Origin of the sequence: Collinsella aerofaciens (genome assembly GCF_039758965.1) — a bacterium.
GTDB lineage: Bacteria > Actinomycetota > Coriobacteriia > Coriobacteriales > Coriobacteriaceae > Collinsella > Collinsella aerofaciens_BR.
Genome location: NZ_JBDMSL010000007.1, coordinates 41,659 through 60,605 on the forward strand (window position 1 = coordinate 41,659; position 18,947 = coordinate 60,605).

Here is an 18,947-nt window from a genome sequence, read left to right on the forward strand (position 1 = left end):
AAATAGCCCCGTCCCAAATTAGCTACCCCGGCAAAATCATTTTAGATAACCGTCACGCGGCCCTGGTTACCCACGATGGCCTTGGCCTCGGCCAGCAGCGGAATCGAGCGCGCGTTGACCTTGGCGGGCACCTCGGCGCGCAGCACGCGCCCGTCCACCTGCTCGATAAAGATCTCCACGCGGTCGCCGCCCGGGTTAGTGGTGAGCACCGTGGCCAGGCGCGCCATATTGCCCTGGCTAAAGCGGCTGTTGGGCACCATGACCTCAAACACCTTGGGCTTGTTGTTCTCCTCGTTGAGCTCCAGCGGCACGATCTCCTGCGCGATGATTTGGTCGCCGCGGTCCGAGCGCTCGAGCTTGCCCTTGATGCGCACAAAGGCGTCGGACAGCTGTGCGCCGGTCTCGGGATCGACCTCGCCGTACAGGTACCCCTCGGCCTCCTTGTAGGTCTTGGGGAACACCACGACGGTGGCCTCGCCTTCCATGTCCTCGAGCTGAACGATGCCCATGGGGTCGCCGTTTTTGGTCACGCGCTTGGACACGCTCGAGACCATGCCGGCCCACCACAGTGCCTTGCCCTCGGGAATCTCCTGGTTGATGGTGCCGCCCGTGGGGTTTTGCACTTCGTAGCCGGTATCGATCTGCGAGAACGAGAAGTCGCGCGCTTTGCTGAGCGCATACTCAAACGGGCGCAGCGGGTGGTCCGAGACATAGATGCCCAGGACCTCCTTCTCCTGGCTCAGCTTAAGGTGGCGGTCCCATTCCTGGCCGTCCGGATCGGGCACGCTGACCTCGAAGCCCGAGCCCTCAACGTCGCCAAACATATCGAAGAACGAGGTCTGGCCGCTCGCGCGGTCCTTCTGACGCTTTATCGCGGCGTCGATGATGTTCTCGGGGTTGTTCTTGTCCACAAAGTGCATCATCTGGCGGCGCGGATAGCCCGTGGAGTCGAAGGCGCCTGCCTTGATCAGCGACTCGATCACGCGGCGGTTGGCCTGGCTCGAATCCACGCGCTCGACAAAGTCGTGCAGCGTCTTAAACGGGCCGCCCGCCTCGCGCTCGGCGATAATCGCCTGCGCCACGCCGGTACCCACGCCGCGGATGCCGGCCAGACCAAAGCGCACGCCCTCCTTGGTAGCCGTGAACTCGGTACCGGACTCGTTGACATCTGGCGATAGCACGGGGATGCCGTCGTGACGGCACGCCGAGACGTAGTGAACGATCTTGTCGGTCTTGCCCGTGTAGGACGTCAGAACGGCCGCCATGTACTCGTGCGGATAGTGCGCCTTGAGCCACGCCGTCTGCATAACCAGGATGGCGTAGCCGGCGGAGTGCGACTTGTTGAAGGCGTAGGACGCGAACTCGAGAACATCGTCCCAAATCTTCTGGGCGACCTCGCGCGTGTAGTTGTTCTTGATAGCGCCGTTCATCCAGTGGTCGTAGGTGGTCTCGTCCGAGCCATCCTCCCAGTGCAGCACCGTCGACGTGAGCAGCTTGATCTTTTTCTTAGCCACGGGCTTACGGATACGCGAATCCGACTCGCCCTTGGAGAAGCCGCACATCTCGACGGAGATGAGCATAACCTGCTCCTGGTAGACCATGGTGCCGTAGGTTTCGCCCAGGATGTCGTCCAGGCGGTCGTCGTAGGAGACGGCCGGCTCCTTGCCGTTCATACGGTTGATGTAGGACGAAACCATGCCGGCGCCCAGCGGGCCCGGGCGGTACAGGGCGATCAATGCCACGACGTGTTTGTACTCGGTGGGCTTCATGTTCTTGATCGTGGCCGTCATGCCGGCGGACTCGACCTGGAAGACGCCGGCGGTGTGGCCGGAACCCATGAGCTTAAAGATCTCGGGGTCGTCAAAGGGAATCTCTTCCTCTTTGATGTCGATGCCGAAGTTCTTCTTGATGTTGGCCTTGGCCTTGGAGATAACCGTCAGCGTGCGCAGGCCCAGGAAGTCCATCTTGAGCAGGCCCATGTCGGCAACGGTATGGCCCTCGTACTGGGTAATCTCGACGCCGCCCTTGGTGTCGAGCTTAGTGGGCACGTGCTCGTTGACGGGGTCGCGGCAGATCAGAACGGCACACGCGTGCACGCCCTCGCCACGGGTGAGACCCTCGATCGAGAGCGCCGTGTCGATGATGCGGCGGGCGTCGTCGTCCTTTTTATAGGCCTCGGCAAAATCGGGGTTAAACAGGTCCTCTTTGCCGGGTTGCTTTTCGAGCACCTGCTTGAGCTTGACCTTGGGGTCGCTCGAGACCATCTTGGACAGGCGCTGGCCCATGTAGACCGGGTAGTCCAGGACGCGCGCGGCGTCGTTGATGGCCTGCTTGGCCTTAATGGTCGAGTAGGTGATGACGTGGGTGACCTTCTCGGGGCCATAGAGCTGGCGAACGTGCTCCACGACCTCGAGACGCCGCTCATCGTCGAAGTCCATATCGATATCGGGCATCTCGGTACGCTGCGGGGACAGGAACCTCTCGAACATCAGGCCGTTCTCGAGCGGGTCGAACGCGGTGATGTTCATGGCGTAGGCGACGATAGCGCCGGCGGCCGAGCCACGGCCGGGGCCGACGCCGATGCCGTTGTCCTTGGCCCATTGCACGTACTCGGCGACGATCAAGAAGTAGGCGGCAAATCCCTTGTCGCAGATGACTTTGTATTCGTACTCAAAGCGCTCTTTGATGTTGACGCCGCCGATCTCGCGCGTGGCCCAGTCGTCACCATAGTGCTGGCGCAGGCCTTTCTCGCACTCGCGGCGGAACTGGCTCTCGTGCGTCTCGCCGGGATCGAGCAACGGGAAGCGCGGCAGGATGATGGAGTCCCAGTCCAGCTCAACGTAGCACTTGTCGGCGATCTCGAGCGTGTTGTCGCAGGCCTCGGGGCAATACGGGAACATCGCCCGCATCTCCTCCTCGGTCTTCATGTAAAACTCCGAGCCGGTCATGCGCATGCGGTTGGGGTCGTCGACCTTGGCGTTCATGCCGATGCACATGATGACGTCCTGCACGGGCGCGTCCTCGCGACGCAGGTAGTGGAAGTCGTTGGTGGCGATGACCTTGACGCCCACCTGCTTGGCGATGTCGATGAGCGTGCGGTCCATCTGCTCGTCGGTCAGGCCGTTGTCGGTGGTGATGCCGTGTTCCTGGATCTCGATGTAGAAGTCGCCGGGCTCGAAGGTGTCACGGAAGGTCTCGGCCCACTTGATGGCGCCCTCCATGTCACCGCGGTCGATGTACTTGGGGATGATGCCCGCGATGCAGGCGCTCGTGCAGATCATGCCCTTGGCGTGGCGGCGCAGGTTGTCGAGCGTCACGCGCGGCTTGTAGTAAAAGCCCTGCACGGCGGCCTCGGAAACCGTCTGCATCAGGTTGACGTAGCCCTCCTGGTCCTTGGCCAGAAGGATCATGTGGTAGAGCTCGGGCTTGTGGTCGCGAGCAAGGGTCTCGTCCGGCGTAAAGTAGACCTCGCAGCCAAAGATGGGCTTGATGACCAGGGGCGGCTTGAGCTCGTCGATGTTGCCCTTCTCGTCCCACATGGCCATGTCCTTCACATACTGGGCATGCTCGCGCGGGTTTTCCTCGGGATCGGGCTCCACCAGCTCGTCGCGGCGGTCCTTTTCCAGGAAGGCCTTGTCGTGGCTCCAGGTTTTGTACTCGGGCGTGTTGTGGTTGACGGCGTCGCAGGCCAGCGCCAGGTCGGGCACGCCATACATGTAGCCGTGGTCGGTAATGGCGACGGCGGGCATGCCCAGCTCTACGGCACGATTGACCATATCCTGGATACGGGTTGCGCCGTCGAGCATGGAGAAAACAGTGTGATTGTGCAGATGGACGAATGCCATGTAATGAGCTCCGATGCGGGTTCGTGATCTTAGGGTTACGATTCTACCGCACGGCACGGACGGCACCCGAACCTAGCCAAACCCACACGGCTCCTCTTGCAGTTGCGGTGAAATAGTTCCCGCTTGGGCCACCTGGGCCGCAATACAGGAACTATTCCACCGCAAGTTATCTGAGGACTAGAGGTTGTAGGTGACCACCTGAGGCTCGGCGGGTTCGACGAAGATGGCTGGATTCGCCTGCTCCACGCGAACGAACTTGACCGTCACCGTCTCAAAGCCCGCCTTGTGCAACACGTCGGCGTAGACGCGCGCCTGCAGGGCGTGCTTCTCGAGCAGCTGGTCCGGCGTCTCATCCGGCGTGCCACCCGTCTTGTAATCGATGACCAGTGCGCGTGACGGATCGGCCGGGTCGGTCGCCAAAGCGTCGATGGCGCCTTCGGCATATGCACCGTAGCGGGCGATGTCCTCGTCCTCGCAGCCCAGCGAGAAGAACGGCACCTCGGCGCGAACGCACGGCCACGCGAACAGCTCGGCACGAACCGACGACTTGAGCCAGCGCTCCAGAGCGACATCGAAGCGCTCGCGCTGTTCTGGCGTCAGGTGCCACAGGCGAGCCAGGGCGTCGGCACGCTCAGCGGGCAGCGCATCGGCACCCATCTCGATGAGCCACTGGCAGGCGGCGTGGAAGGCCGAGCCCAGCGCCATGGGATTGCCGGCGGGCTCGACAGCGGCCACGTCTGCGTCCGTCATCTCGGAACCATCCGACTCCGCATCATCGCCGGCCTCGTCCATGGGAACACGAGCCTCGGCGGCACGGTCTTCCGTCTCGGCATGGAGTGCCGCGGCGATTGACGAGTAGCTGTACGAATCGCGCGCCGGATACGGGCAGGTGCCCATGCGCACGCCCACCGCCTGGGGATACACGAGCTCAAACGCATCGGGCTCGGGGTCGGCAGGACCAGGAACGGCGGCACGGGCATCTGCACCGGCACCCTCCGGCTCCGCATCGCCGCGGACAAGCCTGCCCTCGGCATCCAGCGAAGCGTTGGCCTCAAACGCCTGCTCGCCAAAGGTAAAGTCCGCGAGCGAAATGAGCTCGTAGTCGCCCGGCTGGGAGTTGTCGAACACCAGGCGGTCGGCATCGAGCTGCGGCATGTCCAGAGCGTCGGTCGGCAAAATACGGCGCAGCACGTCATAGGTCAGATCGGTCTCGACGTCGAAGGTCGGCGCCGTCACCTTGCCACGGCTCACGCCGGCATCCATCGCCAAGATCACCAGCTCGCGCGCACGCGTCATGGCGACATAGAGCAAACGAGCCCGCTCTTCGAGCGAAAGCTGCAGGTCGTCGTTGCGCAGGCGAGCAAATGCCTCGGCGGGAGAACCCGTCGCGCAGACGTCCTCCATGAGCTCCGGCGGCAGCCACAGCGACGTGCCCTTGCCCTTAAACGCATGCTCAAACTGCTTTTTAACGTCGTCGCCCTTCACAAAGGTTCCGTCGGCGAGCTTAACGCCGTCGAAGCGTGCCGGCAGCGCCACGACCTGCGCTCCGCCCTCGACGCGACCCATCTGTGCCGCACCCGAGGACTTACGCACGCCAAAGCACTCGGCGACCGCCACGACCGGATATTCCAGACCCTTGGAGGCGTGCACCGTCATGATGCGTACCGCACCGTCGCCTTCCTCGTTGAGGGCGCCCGGGGCCTCCTTGCCCGCCAAGAAGCGGTCGAAGGCGAGCGCAATGGAGCGCGGAGAATTGCCGAGCTCGGTCTCTGCCTCGGCCACGGCGTCGAGCGCCTTGAGCACGTTGGCGGCAATGGCCTTGCCCTCGGGGCCGCGCTGCGCCAGACGCACGAACCAGCCGGAGGCATTGACCACGTCGCGCGCGACGGCGGCGAACGAATCACGCCCCACGCGACGTAGTGCATAGCGCAGCACCTCGCGGGCGCGCGTTACGAGCGGCAAGCCCTGCAAGCCCGGCACATCGGAATCGCTCATGATGCCCGCATCGATGTTGCGACGCGACGTCTCGCCCGTCTGCTCGTCGAGTTTGGTCGCCAGCGCCAGGAACTCCTGGGCGCCGAGTGCAAACATCGGCGAGGCCAGCAACGGCATAAGACCCTGTGCCGTATCGGCCGGATTGGCGAGCGCGCAGACCAGGGCACGCACCGTCTGCACCTCGGCTGCCTGGGCAAAGACTGAGCCGCCCGCGATCACGCAGTCGAGCCCCTGGTCGCGGAAGGCCTGCGCGTAGACGTCGGCATTGGTCATGCGACCCAGCAGCAACACCATATCGCCCTGGGGCTGCCCCGCTTTGACGAGCGTTTGGAACCGCTCCGCAATCGCACGAGCTTTCGCCTGCGTTCGTTCCTGCGTGCTGCCACCGGCAACGAAGACCGCCTGGCGGCGCGACGCCTTTGCCTTGAGCTTGTCCTTGCGTTTGTCGCTCGGTTCAAGATCCAAGAACCCCTGCATCAAACCACCGGTGTCGCCATCAAAGACGCGTGCCACGTAGCGCAGCACCTCGTCGTGGCTGCGGAAGTTGCGGACAAGCTTGACGAGCTCGCCGGCGGGGACATCGGATGCGACAGTCGTCTCGGGAGCAGCAGAGGAGCCCACCTTGCGCTCCTGGCGGCGAAACACCTCAACCTCGGCGCCACGGAAGCGGTAGATCGACTGCTGCGCATCGCCCACGGTGCACAGCGCGCGCTCGCCCGCGCCCGTCAGATAGCGAATCAAATCGACCTGCATCTGATCGGTATCCTGGAACTCATCGATCATGACCATCTTAAAGCGGCCCTCGTAGGCGGCTCGGATGGCGGGGTAATCGCGCAGCGCCTCGTATGCCATGCGCAACAGATCGTTATTGTCGAGCGCGGACTGGTCGGCCTTGAGCGCACGGTACTCCGCCTCTACGGCACGGGCAAGCCCCACCAGTGCATCGAGCGCCGAGCCACCGCAGGCAAGCACGATATTGATAAACGCATCGGCCGCCTCGGCCTTGAGTAGCTCCACCTGCTCCTTAGGAAACGCCTTGCTCGCCCGAGGCATGCTGCACGACATCATGAGTCGCGCCGCATCCTCCATGGTTTTGCCGCTCGCGTCAAACGCGTCGATGGCGTCGAGTGCCACCTGCGCTTTCTCGGTCGTGGCCTTGCTTGTGCCCAGCGCCGCACGATAAGCATCGGCAAGCGCCGAGGTGTCGGCCTGGCCGCGCGCCACGCGCACATCGTCCATACCGCCCGGCAGCTGGCTCGACAGCTCCAACAGGTCGCGCACCAGGCCTTTGATGGTGGTACCGGCGCCAAACGGCCCGCCCTCGCCCGCCATGGGATACCAAGCGTAGAGGGCCTTAAGCGAAGCGGCGAGCTCGGGCGCGGCATCGGGCGCCGTCGCGCGCCCCAGCACATGCTCAACAGCCTGATCCATAAGCTCGTCGGTATCGGTGAGCACCGTGAACTCGGGATCGATGCCCAGCTCCAGCGCGTGCGCGCGCAGGATACGCGAGCACATGCCGTGAATGGTCGAGATCCACGCGTCGTCGACGGTCAGTGCTTCCTCGTCCATGCCCTCTTCGATAAGCGCACGGCGCACACGGTCGCGAATCTCGGCCGCGGCGTCTTTGGTAAAGGTAATGGCGAGCACCTGGTCCAGATGCTCGACAAACGGACCGGATTCGGGCGAGAGCGCATAGACGATGCGGCGTGTGAGGGTAAAGGTCTTGCCCGAGCCGGCACCCGCCGAGACAAACAACGGGCGGTCGAGCGTTTTGACAACTTGCAGCTGTTGCGGCATCAAAGTCGAAAGATCCATGGTCTACACGTCCCTCCTTACAAACGTTCCTTCGTGGTTATACGAGCAGCGCGCATGCGCGGCCTGCGCCGACGTCGGGTCGACAGCGGCGACGTTGCCCGCCCCGAGTTCGCGCAAGCGCTCGGCGATGCCGGCCTCCACGCGGTCGAGCAGCGCATCGAAGTCCATGTTGCCGTCCTCGCCGGGAAAGCCCTTCTTAAGGCCCGGGATGCGACCGTCGCCGCGCTCTTCCTCAAGCAACTCGGCACTCGCGGCGCCTCGCAGCGCCGGTTTGCCGCCCTTGGTCGAAAAATAGAGCGCCGCACGGGTATCTAGACCCAGCGCCCGACGCATGGCCTGCGCGTAGATGAGTGTCTGGGTATGCGGCGGCAGCCAGCGCGGATCGTCGATGGGGGCCTCGCCCGATTCCTCGTCACGCACCGTAGGGTCGGCGAGCTTAAACTCCTCGACACCCGAACGATGCTTGTAGTCAATCACCACGGCGCGATTCTCGGCATCCACATCCACGCGGTCGATGCGCCCACCAAGCGGCCAACCGGCATACTCGACCTGGAGCTCGTTGAACGCAAACTCCAGATAGCGCGGCGCGAAGGGCGCGAGCGCCTCGGACTCGTAGGCGAGCACGCCCTCCAGCTGCGGCAAGATCTCGGCCACCTGGCGCTCCTCCACCGGGGAGAGCGGCACCAGCGGGCCCTCGGTACCGCGCTTGCCCGCATGCTCGGCCAAGGTCTCGGCAAAGACCTCGCGCAGCAGCTCCTGTGCGCGCGGCAAGTTCTCGGGCGTCACGCGCTCCATGCCCTCTTGGGGCAGACGGGCATGCAGGTGTTCCAGCACGTCGTGGACGAAGTTGCCCTTCTCCATGTTGCCAAAATCCGCGTCGATAGACTGGGGCTTGACGCGATACGAGACAAACCAGCACAGCGGGCAGGTGGAATAGGCCTCGATCTGCGAGGCGGACGTCAGGCGCGGCACAAGCGGCGCGTCCTCGCCCTCGCCATCGCGGCGACGCAGGACCAGGTACGGCACAGCCGCCTCACTCAAATGCTGAGGAGCCTCGCACGCAACACGCTTGCACTCGATGCCCTCGCCGGCCGCTGGATCAAAATCGGCGACGATACCGCCCTCGCCCACGCACGCAACCTTGGCGGCGCCAGCGGCCTCGGCGTGCGCTCGCAGCTCGGTCCAAACGGCTGCCGGGTAGCACTCGCGCGCCTGGCGATCGTGCGTCACGCGGGCGAGCACAACGGGGCCGTGCGCCGCCTGCATCGCGCGGCCAAAGCGTACGCGCAGCAGGGCCGCGGGCTCAAGCGTCGCACCGCTGCGATCTAACTCTGCCGTCAGCGTAGCCAGCGGTCCCTCTTCGTGCGAAAGCGGATAACTGTCCAGGTCGACGTCGGCAAACAGCACAGCATTGTAGCTGTCGGGGCGCAGGGCTGCCGCATCGGCAAGCGACGCAAAGCGCACCTGGGCGCGCGGCGCGCGGTCGACCTCGTAGGTCTCGTAATCGTATGCGGTGCTGCGCGTGTCCACCTTGGTACGAACGCCGTCAAGAACCGGCACAGTCGCGGCCTGCGACACGTCGAGCGCGCGAGCATCGTTCATAAGGATGTCGATGGCATGTCGCAACAGGGCGGTCTCCGCCTGGCGACGAGCCTGACCGTCAAGGCCTCCAAGGGCGCGATCGGGCAACGTCTCGGCGACGGCGAGCATGGCCTTGAGCGCCGTCACGGGTTTGTCGCGCCACAGCGCTTGGAACACGTCCGAGACCACGCACGGCACGTTCTTAAACCAGTTATCATCACTGGCAGCCTTGCGCGTGCCCCTGACCTGGCCCTGCACGCTCTGCAGCAGGCTTTTGACGGCCGTGGTGGTCTTGCCGCGCGACAGGCGCATGTTCTTGTCGAAGGTGCGCGCGCTGGCGGCATCGGCACCCGAAAGCGGACTGTAAATCCAGTCGGTAAGCTCCGGCGCGGGCCACCACTCAGTCTTGGAGGCGGTGCCCTCGTCAGCGGCCTTCATGCGCTCGATTAGATTGGCGAGCGCCGAGAACTGCCTGCCCGCGATGGATTGGGAAAACGCCGTGAACTCGGTTGTCTCGGCCGCAATATGACGCGCCGCCAAACGGGCAGCGAGTTCACCGAACAGCTGGGGTGCCCGGGCAGACACCACGAGCACGCGCACGGGGTCCGCGGACGCCGCGACACCGCCGTCGACCGCGGCGTCCTCACACGTTTTTACCAGCTCATCGATTGCATCCACGTAGGCGTGGGCGCGGGCGTGAGGGCCGGCAACCTCTACAAAGGTGGGCTGAGCGGCGGACTTGGAGGCAGTCTGGGGCGCAGCGGCACCCTCCCCCAGCGGCGCGGCCTCAAACAGCACACCGCGGGCATCAAAGGCGGCAGCAAGTTCCTCGCGCATTGCCGCCTGCTCGCGGGCAAGCAGCACAACGACCTCTCCCCCGTTGTTTGCCACGGCGGACAGCAACTCGAGCAGGCCGTGCGTAAACGACGTGACGCCGCGCACACATACCGCGCGGGCGCACGCCGGTAGGCTGTCGGCCAAAGCGTCGGCCATAAGGTCAGCCGCCTCGCAGGGCTCGACCATGTCTCGACGGTCCAAGTCGCTCACATAGGCACTCAACAGCTCGAACACGCGAGCCTCGGCGTCGCTCTTGGGATTGGGCTGGCAAACGTCGCCGCAGCAGCGCCCGGCACCCGTTCCCGCTACGCCCGGCAGCACATCGCGGGCCATGCGCGCGAGCATGCGCACCGTGCCCTGACTGCGCAAAAGCGGCTGCAGGTCGGCATCGTCGCGACGGGCGATCATGTCCGAGAACAGCATCTGGCGCTGCATGTTGTCGACGAAGCTGCGGCCATCGCCCATAAGCTCCCACAGCGAGCGGAGCCACGACGCGGGGGTTTTGTAGTCAACGCCCAGCGAGGCGCCAGCAACCGCAGCATCGTGACGGCACACGTCGAGCTCGGCAAACGAGGGCGCCAGCAAAACGGCACGCCCGTGGCGGGCAACCAGGTCGGCGAGCAGTGCCGCCTCAGCATCGCTCAAGTCCGTCCCGGTATTGGTGGTATAGATTCGAACAGGCATGGTCCTCCACTCAAACCGTTCGCAATAATCAATGCATCCATCCTACCCGCCCACGCGGACAGATTTGCCCCACGCCAACAGATTTGATTCCTTGGGGACGGAGGAAAACGGATCACAGAGGGGGTTAGTCTAACCCGGTGATCCGTTTTCCTCCGTCCCCAAGGAATCAAAAAACCGCCCCCGAAGGGACGGTTCTGCGCAATTCGTTTTTGCCGCTGGCCTACTCGCCATCCTCCAGTTTGATGAGGATCTTGCGATAGCCACCGTACTCACCATTAAGCGCCTTGGACACGCGGCTCACCGTGGTGGACGAAGCGCCGGTGCGGGCCTGAACCTCAACATAGGGCTCGCCCTCATCCAGATAGCGCGCGACCTGCAGGCGTTGCGATAAATCGCAAATCTCGCGCGGCGTGCAGATATCGGTTAAAAACGCCTGGATATCGTTCTCGTCGTCCAAAAGACTAAATGCGTGGACCAGCTGCTTGACATCAGGCTTGTCAAACATGTTCTCGATATTCATCGATCACCGCCAAACCCGCCAAAAGGCATCGAAGTTGATACTGACATCGGGCATCGTTCGCCCGTAAATATGCAATAAAACTATGCATGGGCCATTTGCCCGTAGCAGTGTAGCACACCACCAAACTAAAGTGACAAGACTCTCTGTCAGCGGCACGTTTTTCAGGACGAACGCCGTTTAGAAACCGAATGCGCACGTAAGCTCCACGAATATTTGAGACAATGGGCGCCCAAACACCGCGGCGCGCCCGCGCAACCATCCAAGTCGCCGCCGTAAGCCGCTTCACGCGACGCCAGCAACCCCGGCGCAAGAAAGGATTCACGCCATGCGCTTTATGCTTAACTGGCTCTTCACCTCGATCGCCATCGCGATCGCCACGTTCCTCGTCCCCGGTATCCAACCCTTCGGCTTTGCCGAGGCCTGGGTCTGTTTTGCCTTTGTGGGGCTGTTCCTCAACATCGTCGATTCGTTCGTCAAGCCGTTCCTCACGGTCATCTCGCTGCCGCTCACGATCATTACGCTCGGCATTTTCCAGCTCGTGCTCAACAGCTTTATGCTGGAGCTCGCCAGCTACCTGTCGGTCAACCTGTTGGGCGTCGGCATCTCCATCGCCGGCTTTGGCTCGGCCTTTATGGGCAGCATCCTAGTGTCCATCATGCGCAGCATCCTCGATAGTCTTGCCGAGGACTAAAACGGCCATTCCGACCGTGTCCGTCTCAACAGCCCAAAACGAAGGCCGCCCATCGCAAAAATGGGCGGCCTTCTTATTTGTCAATCCTCAGAGGGCAAGAAAATCTACCATTTCCACCCCGTCCCCAAATGGCAGGTGGGCTAGATGACGTAGTCGTAGCCTTCGCTGGGGGCGACGAGCTGGTCGAGCGTCACACCGTCGAGGTAGTCGTTGATGAGCTTGTCCAGGTTCTTCCACACATCGAGCGTGGGGCACTCATCCGAGCGCGAGCAACCCTTGCAGTCGCCATCCAGGCAGGCGACCGGCGCCAGGCTGCCCTCGGTCAGGCGCAAGATCTCGCCCACCGTGTACTGCTCGGGCGGGCGCGTGAGCACGTAGCCGCCGCCCTTGCCACGCATGCCCGAGAGCATGTTGGCGCGCACGAGCGTAGCCAAGATGTTTTCGAGATATTTCTCGGAAATCCCCTGTCGCGCCGCAATCTCTTTGAGCGGGATGCGACCGGCCGCCTGGTGCTCGGCCAGGTCAACCATAACGCGCAGGGCGTACCTGCCCTTAGTAGAAACCAACATATATAGTGCTGCCTTTCGGTCTTTTAGTCCGTTGAAATTCTAGCCGAAAAATTAGCTTTGGAAATACCCGTTCCGGTCAAGATGGTTAATCAGCTTGTAATAATCTTCTATTTCCTATTGCATTACTAGGCTTTAGTGTCTACTATGCTTGCCAACAGCTAAACGAACAACCTATAAGGTTTATGGGTTTAGCTGCTAGACACGCCGTAAAACCACACGGCAACCAGCAACTTGAACACTTTGGAGGTTCACCATGAGCAAGGTTTACACGTCCATCGATCAGCTTATCGGCCACACCCCGCTTCTGGAGCTCACCCACTTTGAGGCCGACGAGGACCTCAAGGCCCGCGTGCTCGTCAAACTGGAATACTTCAACCCAGCCGGATCCGTTAAAGACCGCGTCGCCAAGAACATGATTGACGAGGCCGAGAAGGCAGGCAAGCTCGTGCGCGGCGGCGACTATACCATCATCGAGCCCACGAGCGGCAACACCGGCGTCGGCATCGCCTCGGTGGCGGCCGCCCGCGGCTACAAGGTGATCATCACCATGCCCGAAACCATGTCCGTCGAGCGCCGCAAGCTTATGCAGGCATATGGCGCACAGCTCGTACTCACCGACGGTTCCAAGGGCATGAAGGGCGCTATCGCCAAGGCCGAGGAGCTGCAGAAGGAGACTCCCAACAGCATCATCGCCGGCCAGTTTGTGAACCCCGCCAACCCCGCCATTCACAAGGCAACGACCGGCCCCGAGATCTGGGACGACACCGACGGCAAGGTCGACATCTTCGTCGCCGGCGTTGGCACCGGTGGTACCGTGACCGGCGTGGGCGAGTTCCTCAAGGAGCAGAACCCCGAGATTAAGGTCGTCGCCGTCGAGCCCGCCACCTCCCCGGTGCTCTCCAAGGGCCAGGCCGGCCCGCACAAGATCCAGGGCATCGGTGCCGGCTTTGTGCCCGACGTCCTCGACACCCAGGTCTACGACGAAATCATCCCCGTCGAGAACGACGACGCCTTTGCCACCGGCCGCGCCGTGGGCCACAAGGAGGGCGTGCTCGTGGGCATTTCGTCCGGTGCCGCCGTGTGGGCCGCACTGCAACTGGCCAAGCGTCCCGAGAACGAGGGTAAGACCATCGTGGCCCTGCTTGCCGACACCGGCGAGCGCTACCTGTCCACGGCGCTCTTCCAGGACTAAGGGCCCGTCGCCCATAGGTTGAGCCCAGGGACGAGCCGGTCTCCTCTCTCTCCCGGCAGTCTGAGCCCATCCCATCAGGGTGTCCCACGAGTCGTCCGAACTTGCTACAATGTCTGTGGCGCGGAACCAGCCTCCCGCGCCGCTTTTCTTTTTTGGCCATATGCCACCAAGGAGAACCTCCCCATGCACAACAAGCGCGTGCTCGTCGCCATGAGCGGCGGCGTCGATTCCAGCGTGACCGCGTACCTACTCAAAAGCCAGGGCTACGAATGTGTCGGTGCCACCATGCGCCTCACCTGTCCCGCGCCCGATCCCGTCACAGGCATGAGCAAAGTCGACCGCGACATCGCCGATGCAAAGGCTGTCGCCGAGCGCCTGGGGATACCCCACCATGTGCTCGATCTGCAGCAGACCTTCGACCGCAATGTTATCGAGCGCTTCGTGACCGCCTACCAGGAGGGGCTGACGCCCAACCCGTGTATCATCTGCAACCGCCATATTAAGTTTGGCGCGCTGCTCGATGCAGCGCTCGATATGGGCTGCGACTACATCGCCACAGGTCACTACGCCAAAACGAGCCAGACGTCCGACGGCACCTGGCAGCTGCATCGCGGCGAGGACCCCAAAAAGGACCAGAGCTACTTTTTGTATTCGCTCACGCAAGAGCGTCTGGCACGCACGATCTTTCCGCTGGCCGGGCTGGACAAGGAGCGCGACGTGCGCCGCATTGCCGCCGAGCAGGGCTTCATCAACGCCAAAAAGGCCGAAAGCGAGGATATCTGCTTTATTCCAGACGGTGACTACGCGGGCTATATCGAGCGCCGCTGCGGACATCCCGCTGCACCGGGCGACATCGTGTGGCGCGACGGCAGCGTGGTCGGGCGCCACAACGGCGCGCTGCGCTATACCATCGGCCAGCGCAAGGGCCTGGGCGTCGCGATGGCGCATCCCGTGTACGTAACGGGCGTCGATGCCGCCAACAACATTGTGCATCTGGGCGAGGCCGAGGACCTGACGGCCACGGCGCTCACGGCCAACGACTGGATCTGGAGCGCCCCCGCCGACCGCATGGAGGCAGGGCTCGATGCCGGCGGCATTCGCGTGGGCGCCAAGTACCGCTACCGTCAAAAGGACCAGGCAGCGACCCTTACACGTGGCGCCGACGGACAAATGCTGCTGACTTTTGACGAGCCGCAGCGAGCCATCGCCCCCGGCCAGGCCGTTGTAGTCTACCGCGGCGACATCGTCCTCGGCGGCGGCACCGTTACGGCAGTCATCAAGTAGCCCCATCCCCTTCATAAGTTGCGGTGAAATAGGGACTGTTTAAGCGTTTAAAACCGCCAAACAGTCCCTATTTCACCGCAACTTAGAGAGGACGGCCTCGGTCGGTACTGCCGTATCAGCCGAGGCCGCTGCATCGTTAGCGCTGAACGTAGGCGCGAACCAGCTCGTAAGTGTTGCGCACGCCGTCGATGTGGCTGCGCTCGTAGTTGTGGCTCGCGTACACGCCGGGGCCGATCAGGCCGTGACGGATGTCGTAGCCGGCCGAGAGCGTGGCCTCAACGTCCGAGCCGTAGTGCGGATACACATCGATGGCGTAATCGAGCTCCAGCTCGCGCGCGATGTTGGACAGCGTGGTTACCAGGTCGTAGTTGTACGGACCGCCCGAATCCTTGGCGCAAATCGACACCATGCGCTCGGTGCAGCCCAGGTCGTCGCCCACGCAGCCCATGTCAACGCTGATCATCTCGCGCGTGTCGGCCGGCACGAAAGCACCGCCGTGGCCGACCTCCTCGTACACGGTAAAGAGCAGCGACACCTTGCGCGAAAGCGACACCTCGCCGTCAGCAACAGCGCGGGCCAGACCCAGCAGAATCGACGCCGACAGCTTGTCATCCAGGAAGCGGCTCTTGATGTAGCCGCTCTCCGTCACCGTGGTACGCGGGTCCATAGCGATGATGTCGCCAGTCTGAATACCCAGCTCGAGCACATCGTCCTTGCTGTCAACGTTCTCGTCGAGCAGGATTTCCATGTTCTTCTCGATGGTCTTGACCGGCTCATCGGCCACGTGCGCCGAAGGCTCGGTATTGAGGACCACGCCCGTGTACACATTGCCGTCACGCGTGTAGACGGTGCAGTTCTCGCCATCGGCCGTAGACCACTGGTGCCCACCAAGCGTCGTGGGACGCAGGCGGCCATTGTCCTTAATGGAGCGCACCATGGCGCCCAGGGTATCGACATGGCTCGCCAGTACGAGCGGCTCACCCTCGCCACCAAGCTCAACGAGCACGTTGCCCTTATTGGAACGCTCGGGGCCAAAGCCCATATCGCGCAGGGTCTCCATCAGATAATCAGTAGCCGCACGGGTATAGCCGGTAGGCGAAGCAATAGAAGTCAGCGTCTTAAGCTGTCCTGCGATATAGGAGAGCGTCTCCCCTAGAGAAGCATCAATATTAGAAGTCATATGCATCCTTCCAAGTAAAACTAAGACCGAGTCCCGATTTTAACCGTTCTGCACGTGCAATGCCCCAGGAGCCGAGCCGCCTCCAGACGTCCCCGCACCGGTTTTGTGCACGTGCACGGTTTACAATCCCAATCTTGCATAAATCCTATCGGTATTTGCATAGAAATGAGACATCTTTTTGCTTCGTCTCAGGGTGCCCCACCTTGGACCGTGCAAAAAACGGAGTATTCAGCACCTTGGGCCCCAACGGCCCCATCACGAACGACAAAATGACGCGGTTACAACAGTGTTGCAGGTTGTCGCAAAGCAGAAACTCAGTAACAACCCCCTCCACTCATCGATAGCCCACCCACAATGGCTGTCGATGGGCGCCTGCGGGCCACTCGGCCCATTCACAACGTTATGCATTTTTAAGAGCTTGCTGAATACTCCCAAAAATGCACGCTGGAAAGTGCACCACCTATCCGTAGCGGGCAGTACGCCTTGGTTTTGCCCGTCTCAGGACATTGACGCAGCACAAAAAGCCCCGCCGTGCGTAGCACGGCGGGGCCAGCGGCACGTCAAAAGACCATACACCTACGGGCGAAGGACCACCAAACTGGGTTAGGCAGCCGGGCAGATCTTCTTGAAGAGCTCGATGACGTCGTCGAGCGTCGCCTCGCGCGGGTTACCCGGGAAGCAGGCGTCGGCCATGGCGTCCTTGGCCAGGACCTCGATCTCGTCAGCCTTCATGGCCTCGCAGACGTGCGGGATGTTCACGTCGGCGGAAAGCTGCTTGACGGCGGCGATAGCGGCGTCGGCGGCCTCGTCGGTGCTCATGCCCGTGGTGTCAACGCCCATGGCAACGGCAACCTTGGCCAGGCGCTCGGTGCAAACCGGCTTGTTGAACTCCATGGCGATCGGCAGCAGCATGGCGCAGGCGACACCGTGCGGGGTATCGTAGTGAGCGGACAGGGTGTGAGCCATGGCGTGGTCGATGCCCAGGCCAACATTGGAGAAGCCCATGCCAGCGACATACTGGCCAAGAGCCATACCCTCGCGGCCGGAGCCGGGCTGACCGGACTTGGCCTCGGCGACAGAGTCGCGCAGGTTCTCGCTGATCAGCTTAATAGCCTCAAAGTGGAACATGTCGGAGAGCTCCCAAGCGCCCTTGGTGGTGTAGCCCTCGATGGCGTGGGTCAGAGCGTCCATGCCAGTAGAGGCGGTCAGGCCGGCGGGCATGGAAGCCATCATATCGGGGTCGACGACGGCGACCTCGGGGGCGTCGTTGGTGTCGACGCACACGAACTTGCGGACCTTCTCGGGGTCGGTGATGACGTAGTTGATGGTCACCTCGGCGGCGGTACCGGCGGTCGTCGGCACAGCGATGGTGAACACGGCGTGGTTCTTAGTGGGAGCAACGCCCTCGAGGCTGCGGACATCGACGAACTCGGGGTTGTTGATGATGATGCCGATAGCCTTGGCGGTGTCCATGGAGGAGCCGCCACCGATGGTCACGATAGCGTCAGCCTCGGCGGCCTTAAAGGCCTCGACGCCGTCCTTGACGTTCTGGATGGTGGGGTTGGGCTTGATCTCGGAGTAGAGGCTCCAAGCGATGCCGGCGGCGTCGAGCTCGTCGGTCACCTTAGCGGTAACGCCAAACTTGACCAGATCGGGGTCGGAGCAGACGAAGATCTTCTTGTAGCCGCGACGCTGGAGCTCGCCGGGAATCTCCTTGATGGCGCCGGAACCATGATAAGAAATGGTATTGAGAACGAAACGATTAGCCATTGATAGCCTCCCATCGTGTGCGAGGCACCCATTACGCCCCGCGCTATAAGTCCCATCCTAACGCTTTTGAAACAAAAAACGCGTGAGAACGTCAAAAGTGTTAAAGCGTTTCAACAGATGATGAAAAATATTGCGGCAAAGGGACAGCCCCTTTGCCGCATTCGGTTACTTTCGGCAGCCCTCTTTCCAAGCCTCGGCCGCAACCTTCCAGCGTAAGCGCAAGTCGCGCTCGCGGTCGATGAACATGATGGCAAACGCGACAAACAGCAGCAAGCTCGCCACGACGATGGCGTGCAGGCCTATGCGCTCAATACACCAGTTGCCCAGCACGGCGCCAAACACAAAGGTAAAGATCACACCAAAGTACAGCACGCCGTTTTCCAAAAAGCCGCGTTTGTGGGTGATGATGTAGTCGTCCACGTTTTGCAGCGCATTGCGCAGGTTACCGATGCACATGGTCGTGGCGATGCCGTGACCATGTATCTTGCGGAAGCTCTCGACCTGCATGCCGCAGGCAAACGAGGTGAGGCAGTTGGCGAGCAAGTTGTAACCGCCACCGGGGATAAAGCTCACGCCCAGCAAGATAACGGCTTCAAAGAACACCGTCACTTGGCGCCAGTGAATCACGCTGCCAAACCGTTCGTGTACCAGATCGGCAAGCATAATACCCACGGCAAACGACACCACGGGGAAGAAGTAGCGCCCCGCAAGTGCCCAGTTGCCCTCCGAGATGCTCACGCCCACGAGCAGGATGTTGCCTGTCTGCGCGTTGGCGAAAACATGGTCGCGCCCAATGTACGAATACACGTCCATAAAGCCACCGGCGAGCGCCAAGATAATGCCCAGCTCAATAGACTCCGATATCTGTTTGGCACGCTGCATCGTCGTGCATCCTCCTTGTTGACGACTCTCTCGTGCGTTGGCGGAAACATAGCCGCCGTTCATACTGTAACCCATTGACAACATGGCGTGCGCGCGAGACGG

Annotated in this window: 11 protein-coding genes; 3 read left to right on the plus strand and 8 right to left on the minus strand. The window is 62.3% G+C overall.

Annotated elements, in window-relative coordinates:
- Positions 1 to 41: 41 nt before the first annotated feature.
- From dnaE to ABHU32_RS03335, 4 genes are all read right to left on the minus strand, one after another.
- Positions 42 to 3,845, minus strand: a complete 3,804-nt coding sequence (dnaE, locus tag ABHU32_RS03320; protein WP_346978936.1) for a DNA polymerase III subunit alpha — start codon at positions 3,843 to 3,845, stop codon at positions 42 to 44.
- Positions 3,846 to 4,022: 177 nt separating this feature from the next.
- A complete protein-coding gene (locus ABHU32_RS03325; RefSeq protein ID WP_346978937.1) occupies positions 4,023 to 7,655 on the minus strand; it encodes a UvrD-helicase domain-containing protein in 3,633 nt (1,210 codons plus the stop codon).
- Positions 7,656 to 7,658: 3 nt separating this feature from the next.
- Complete coding sequence (locus ABHU32_RS03330; RefSeq protein WP_346978939.1) at positions 7,659 to 10,757, minus strand: PD-(D/E)XK nuclease family protein; 3,099 nt, start codon at positions 10,755 to 10,757, stop codon at positions 7,659 to 7,661.
- Between the two features lie 220 nt (positions 10,758 to 10,977).
- Positions 10,978 to 11,277: a YerC/YecD family TrpR-related protein gene (locus ABHU32_RS03335; protein WP_006235366.1), complete on the minus strand. Its 300-nt coding sequence runs from the start codon at positions 11,275 to 11,277 to the stop codon at positions 10,978 to 10,980.
- A 325-nt stretch (positions 11,278 to 11,602) separates the two neighbouring features.
- Between ABHU32_RS03335 and ABHU32_RS03340 the strand changes: the two genes are divergently transcribed.
- The gene (locus ABHU32_RS03340; RefSeq protein ID WP_342996892.1) at positions 11,603 to 11,968 is read left to right on the plus strand and encodes a phage holin family protein; all 366 of its coding nucleotides are present in this window, start codon (positions 11,603 to 11,605) and stop codon (positions 11,966 to 11,968) included.
- Positions 11,969 to 12,108: 140 nt separating this feature from the next.
- On the opposite strand, the gene ABHU32_RS03345 is transcribed toward ABHU32_RS03340, so the two are convergent.
- Entirely contained in the window at positions 12,109 to 12,537 is a 429-nt protein-coding gene (locus tag ABHU32_RS03345; protein ID WP_346978940.1) for an RrF2 family transcriptional regulator, read from the minus strand.
- A gap of 253 nt (positions 12,538 to 12,790) precedes the next feature.
- Between ABHU32_RS03345 and cysK the strand changes: the two genes are divergently transcribed.
- Positions 12,791 to 13,729: a cysteine synthase A gene (gene cysK, locus ABHU32_RS03350; RefSeq protein ID WP_346978941.1), complete on the plus strand. Its 939-nt coding sequence runs from the start codon at positions 12,791 to 12,793 to the stop codon at positions 13,727 to 13,729.
- A gap of 183 nt (positions 13,730 to 13,912) precedes the next feature.
- On the plus strand, positions 13,913 to 15,013 hold the full coding sequence (gene mnmA, locus ABHU32_RS03355) for a tRNA 2-thiouridine(34) synthase MnmA (RefSeq protein WP_346978943.1): 1,101 nt from the start codon (positions 13,913 to 13,915) through the stop codon (positions 15,011 to 15,013).
- Positions 15,014 to 15,149: 136 nt separating this feature from the next.
- On the opposite strand, the gene ABHU32_RS03360 is transcribed toward mnmA, so the two are convergent.
- From ABHU32_RS03360 to ABHU32_RS03370, 3 genes are all read right to left on the minus strand, one after another.
- Positions 15,150 to 16,193: a M42 family metallopeptidase gene (locus ABHU32_RS03360; protein ID WP_152068310.1), complete on the minus strand. Its 1,044-nt coding sequence runs from the start codon at positions 16,191 to 16,193 to the stop codon at positions 15,150 to 15,152.
- Between the two features lie 603 nt (positions 16,194 to 16,796).
- Positions 16,797 to 17,963, minus strand: a complete 1,167-nt coding sequence (gene fucO, locus ABHU32_RS03365) for a lactaldehyde reductase (protein WP_346978944.1) — start codon at positions 17,961 to 17,963, stop codon at positions 16,797 to 16,799.
- Between the two features lie 165 nt (positions 17,964 to 18,128).
- A complete protein-coding gene (locus tag ABHU32_RS03370) occupies positions 18,129 to 18,845 on the minus strand; it encodes a YoaK family protein (RefSeq protein WP_346978945.1) in 717 nt (238 codons plus the stop codon).
- Positions 18,846 to 18,947: the final 102 nt, after the last annotated feature.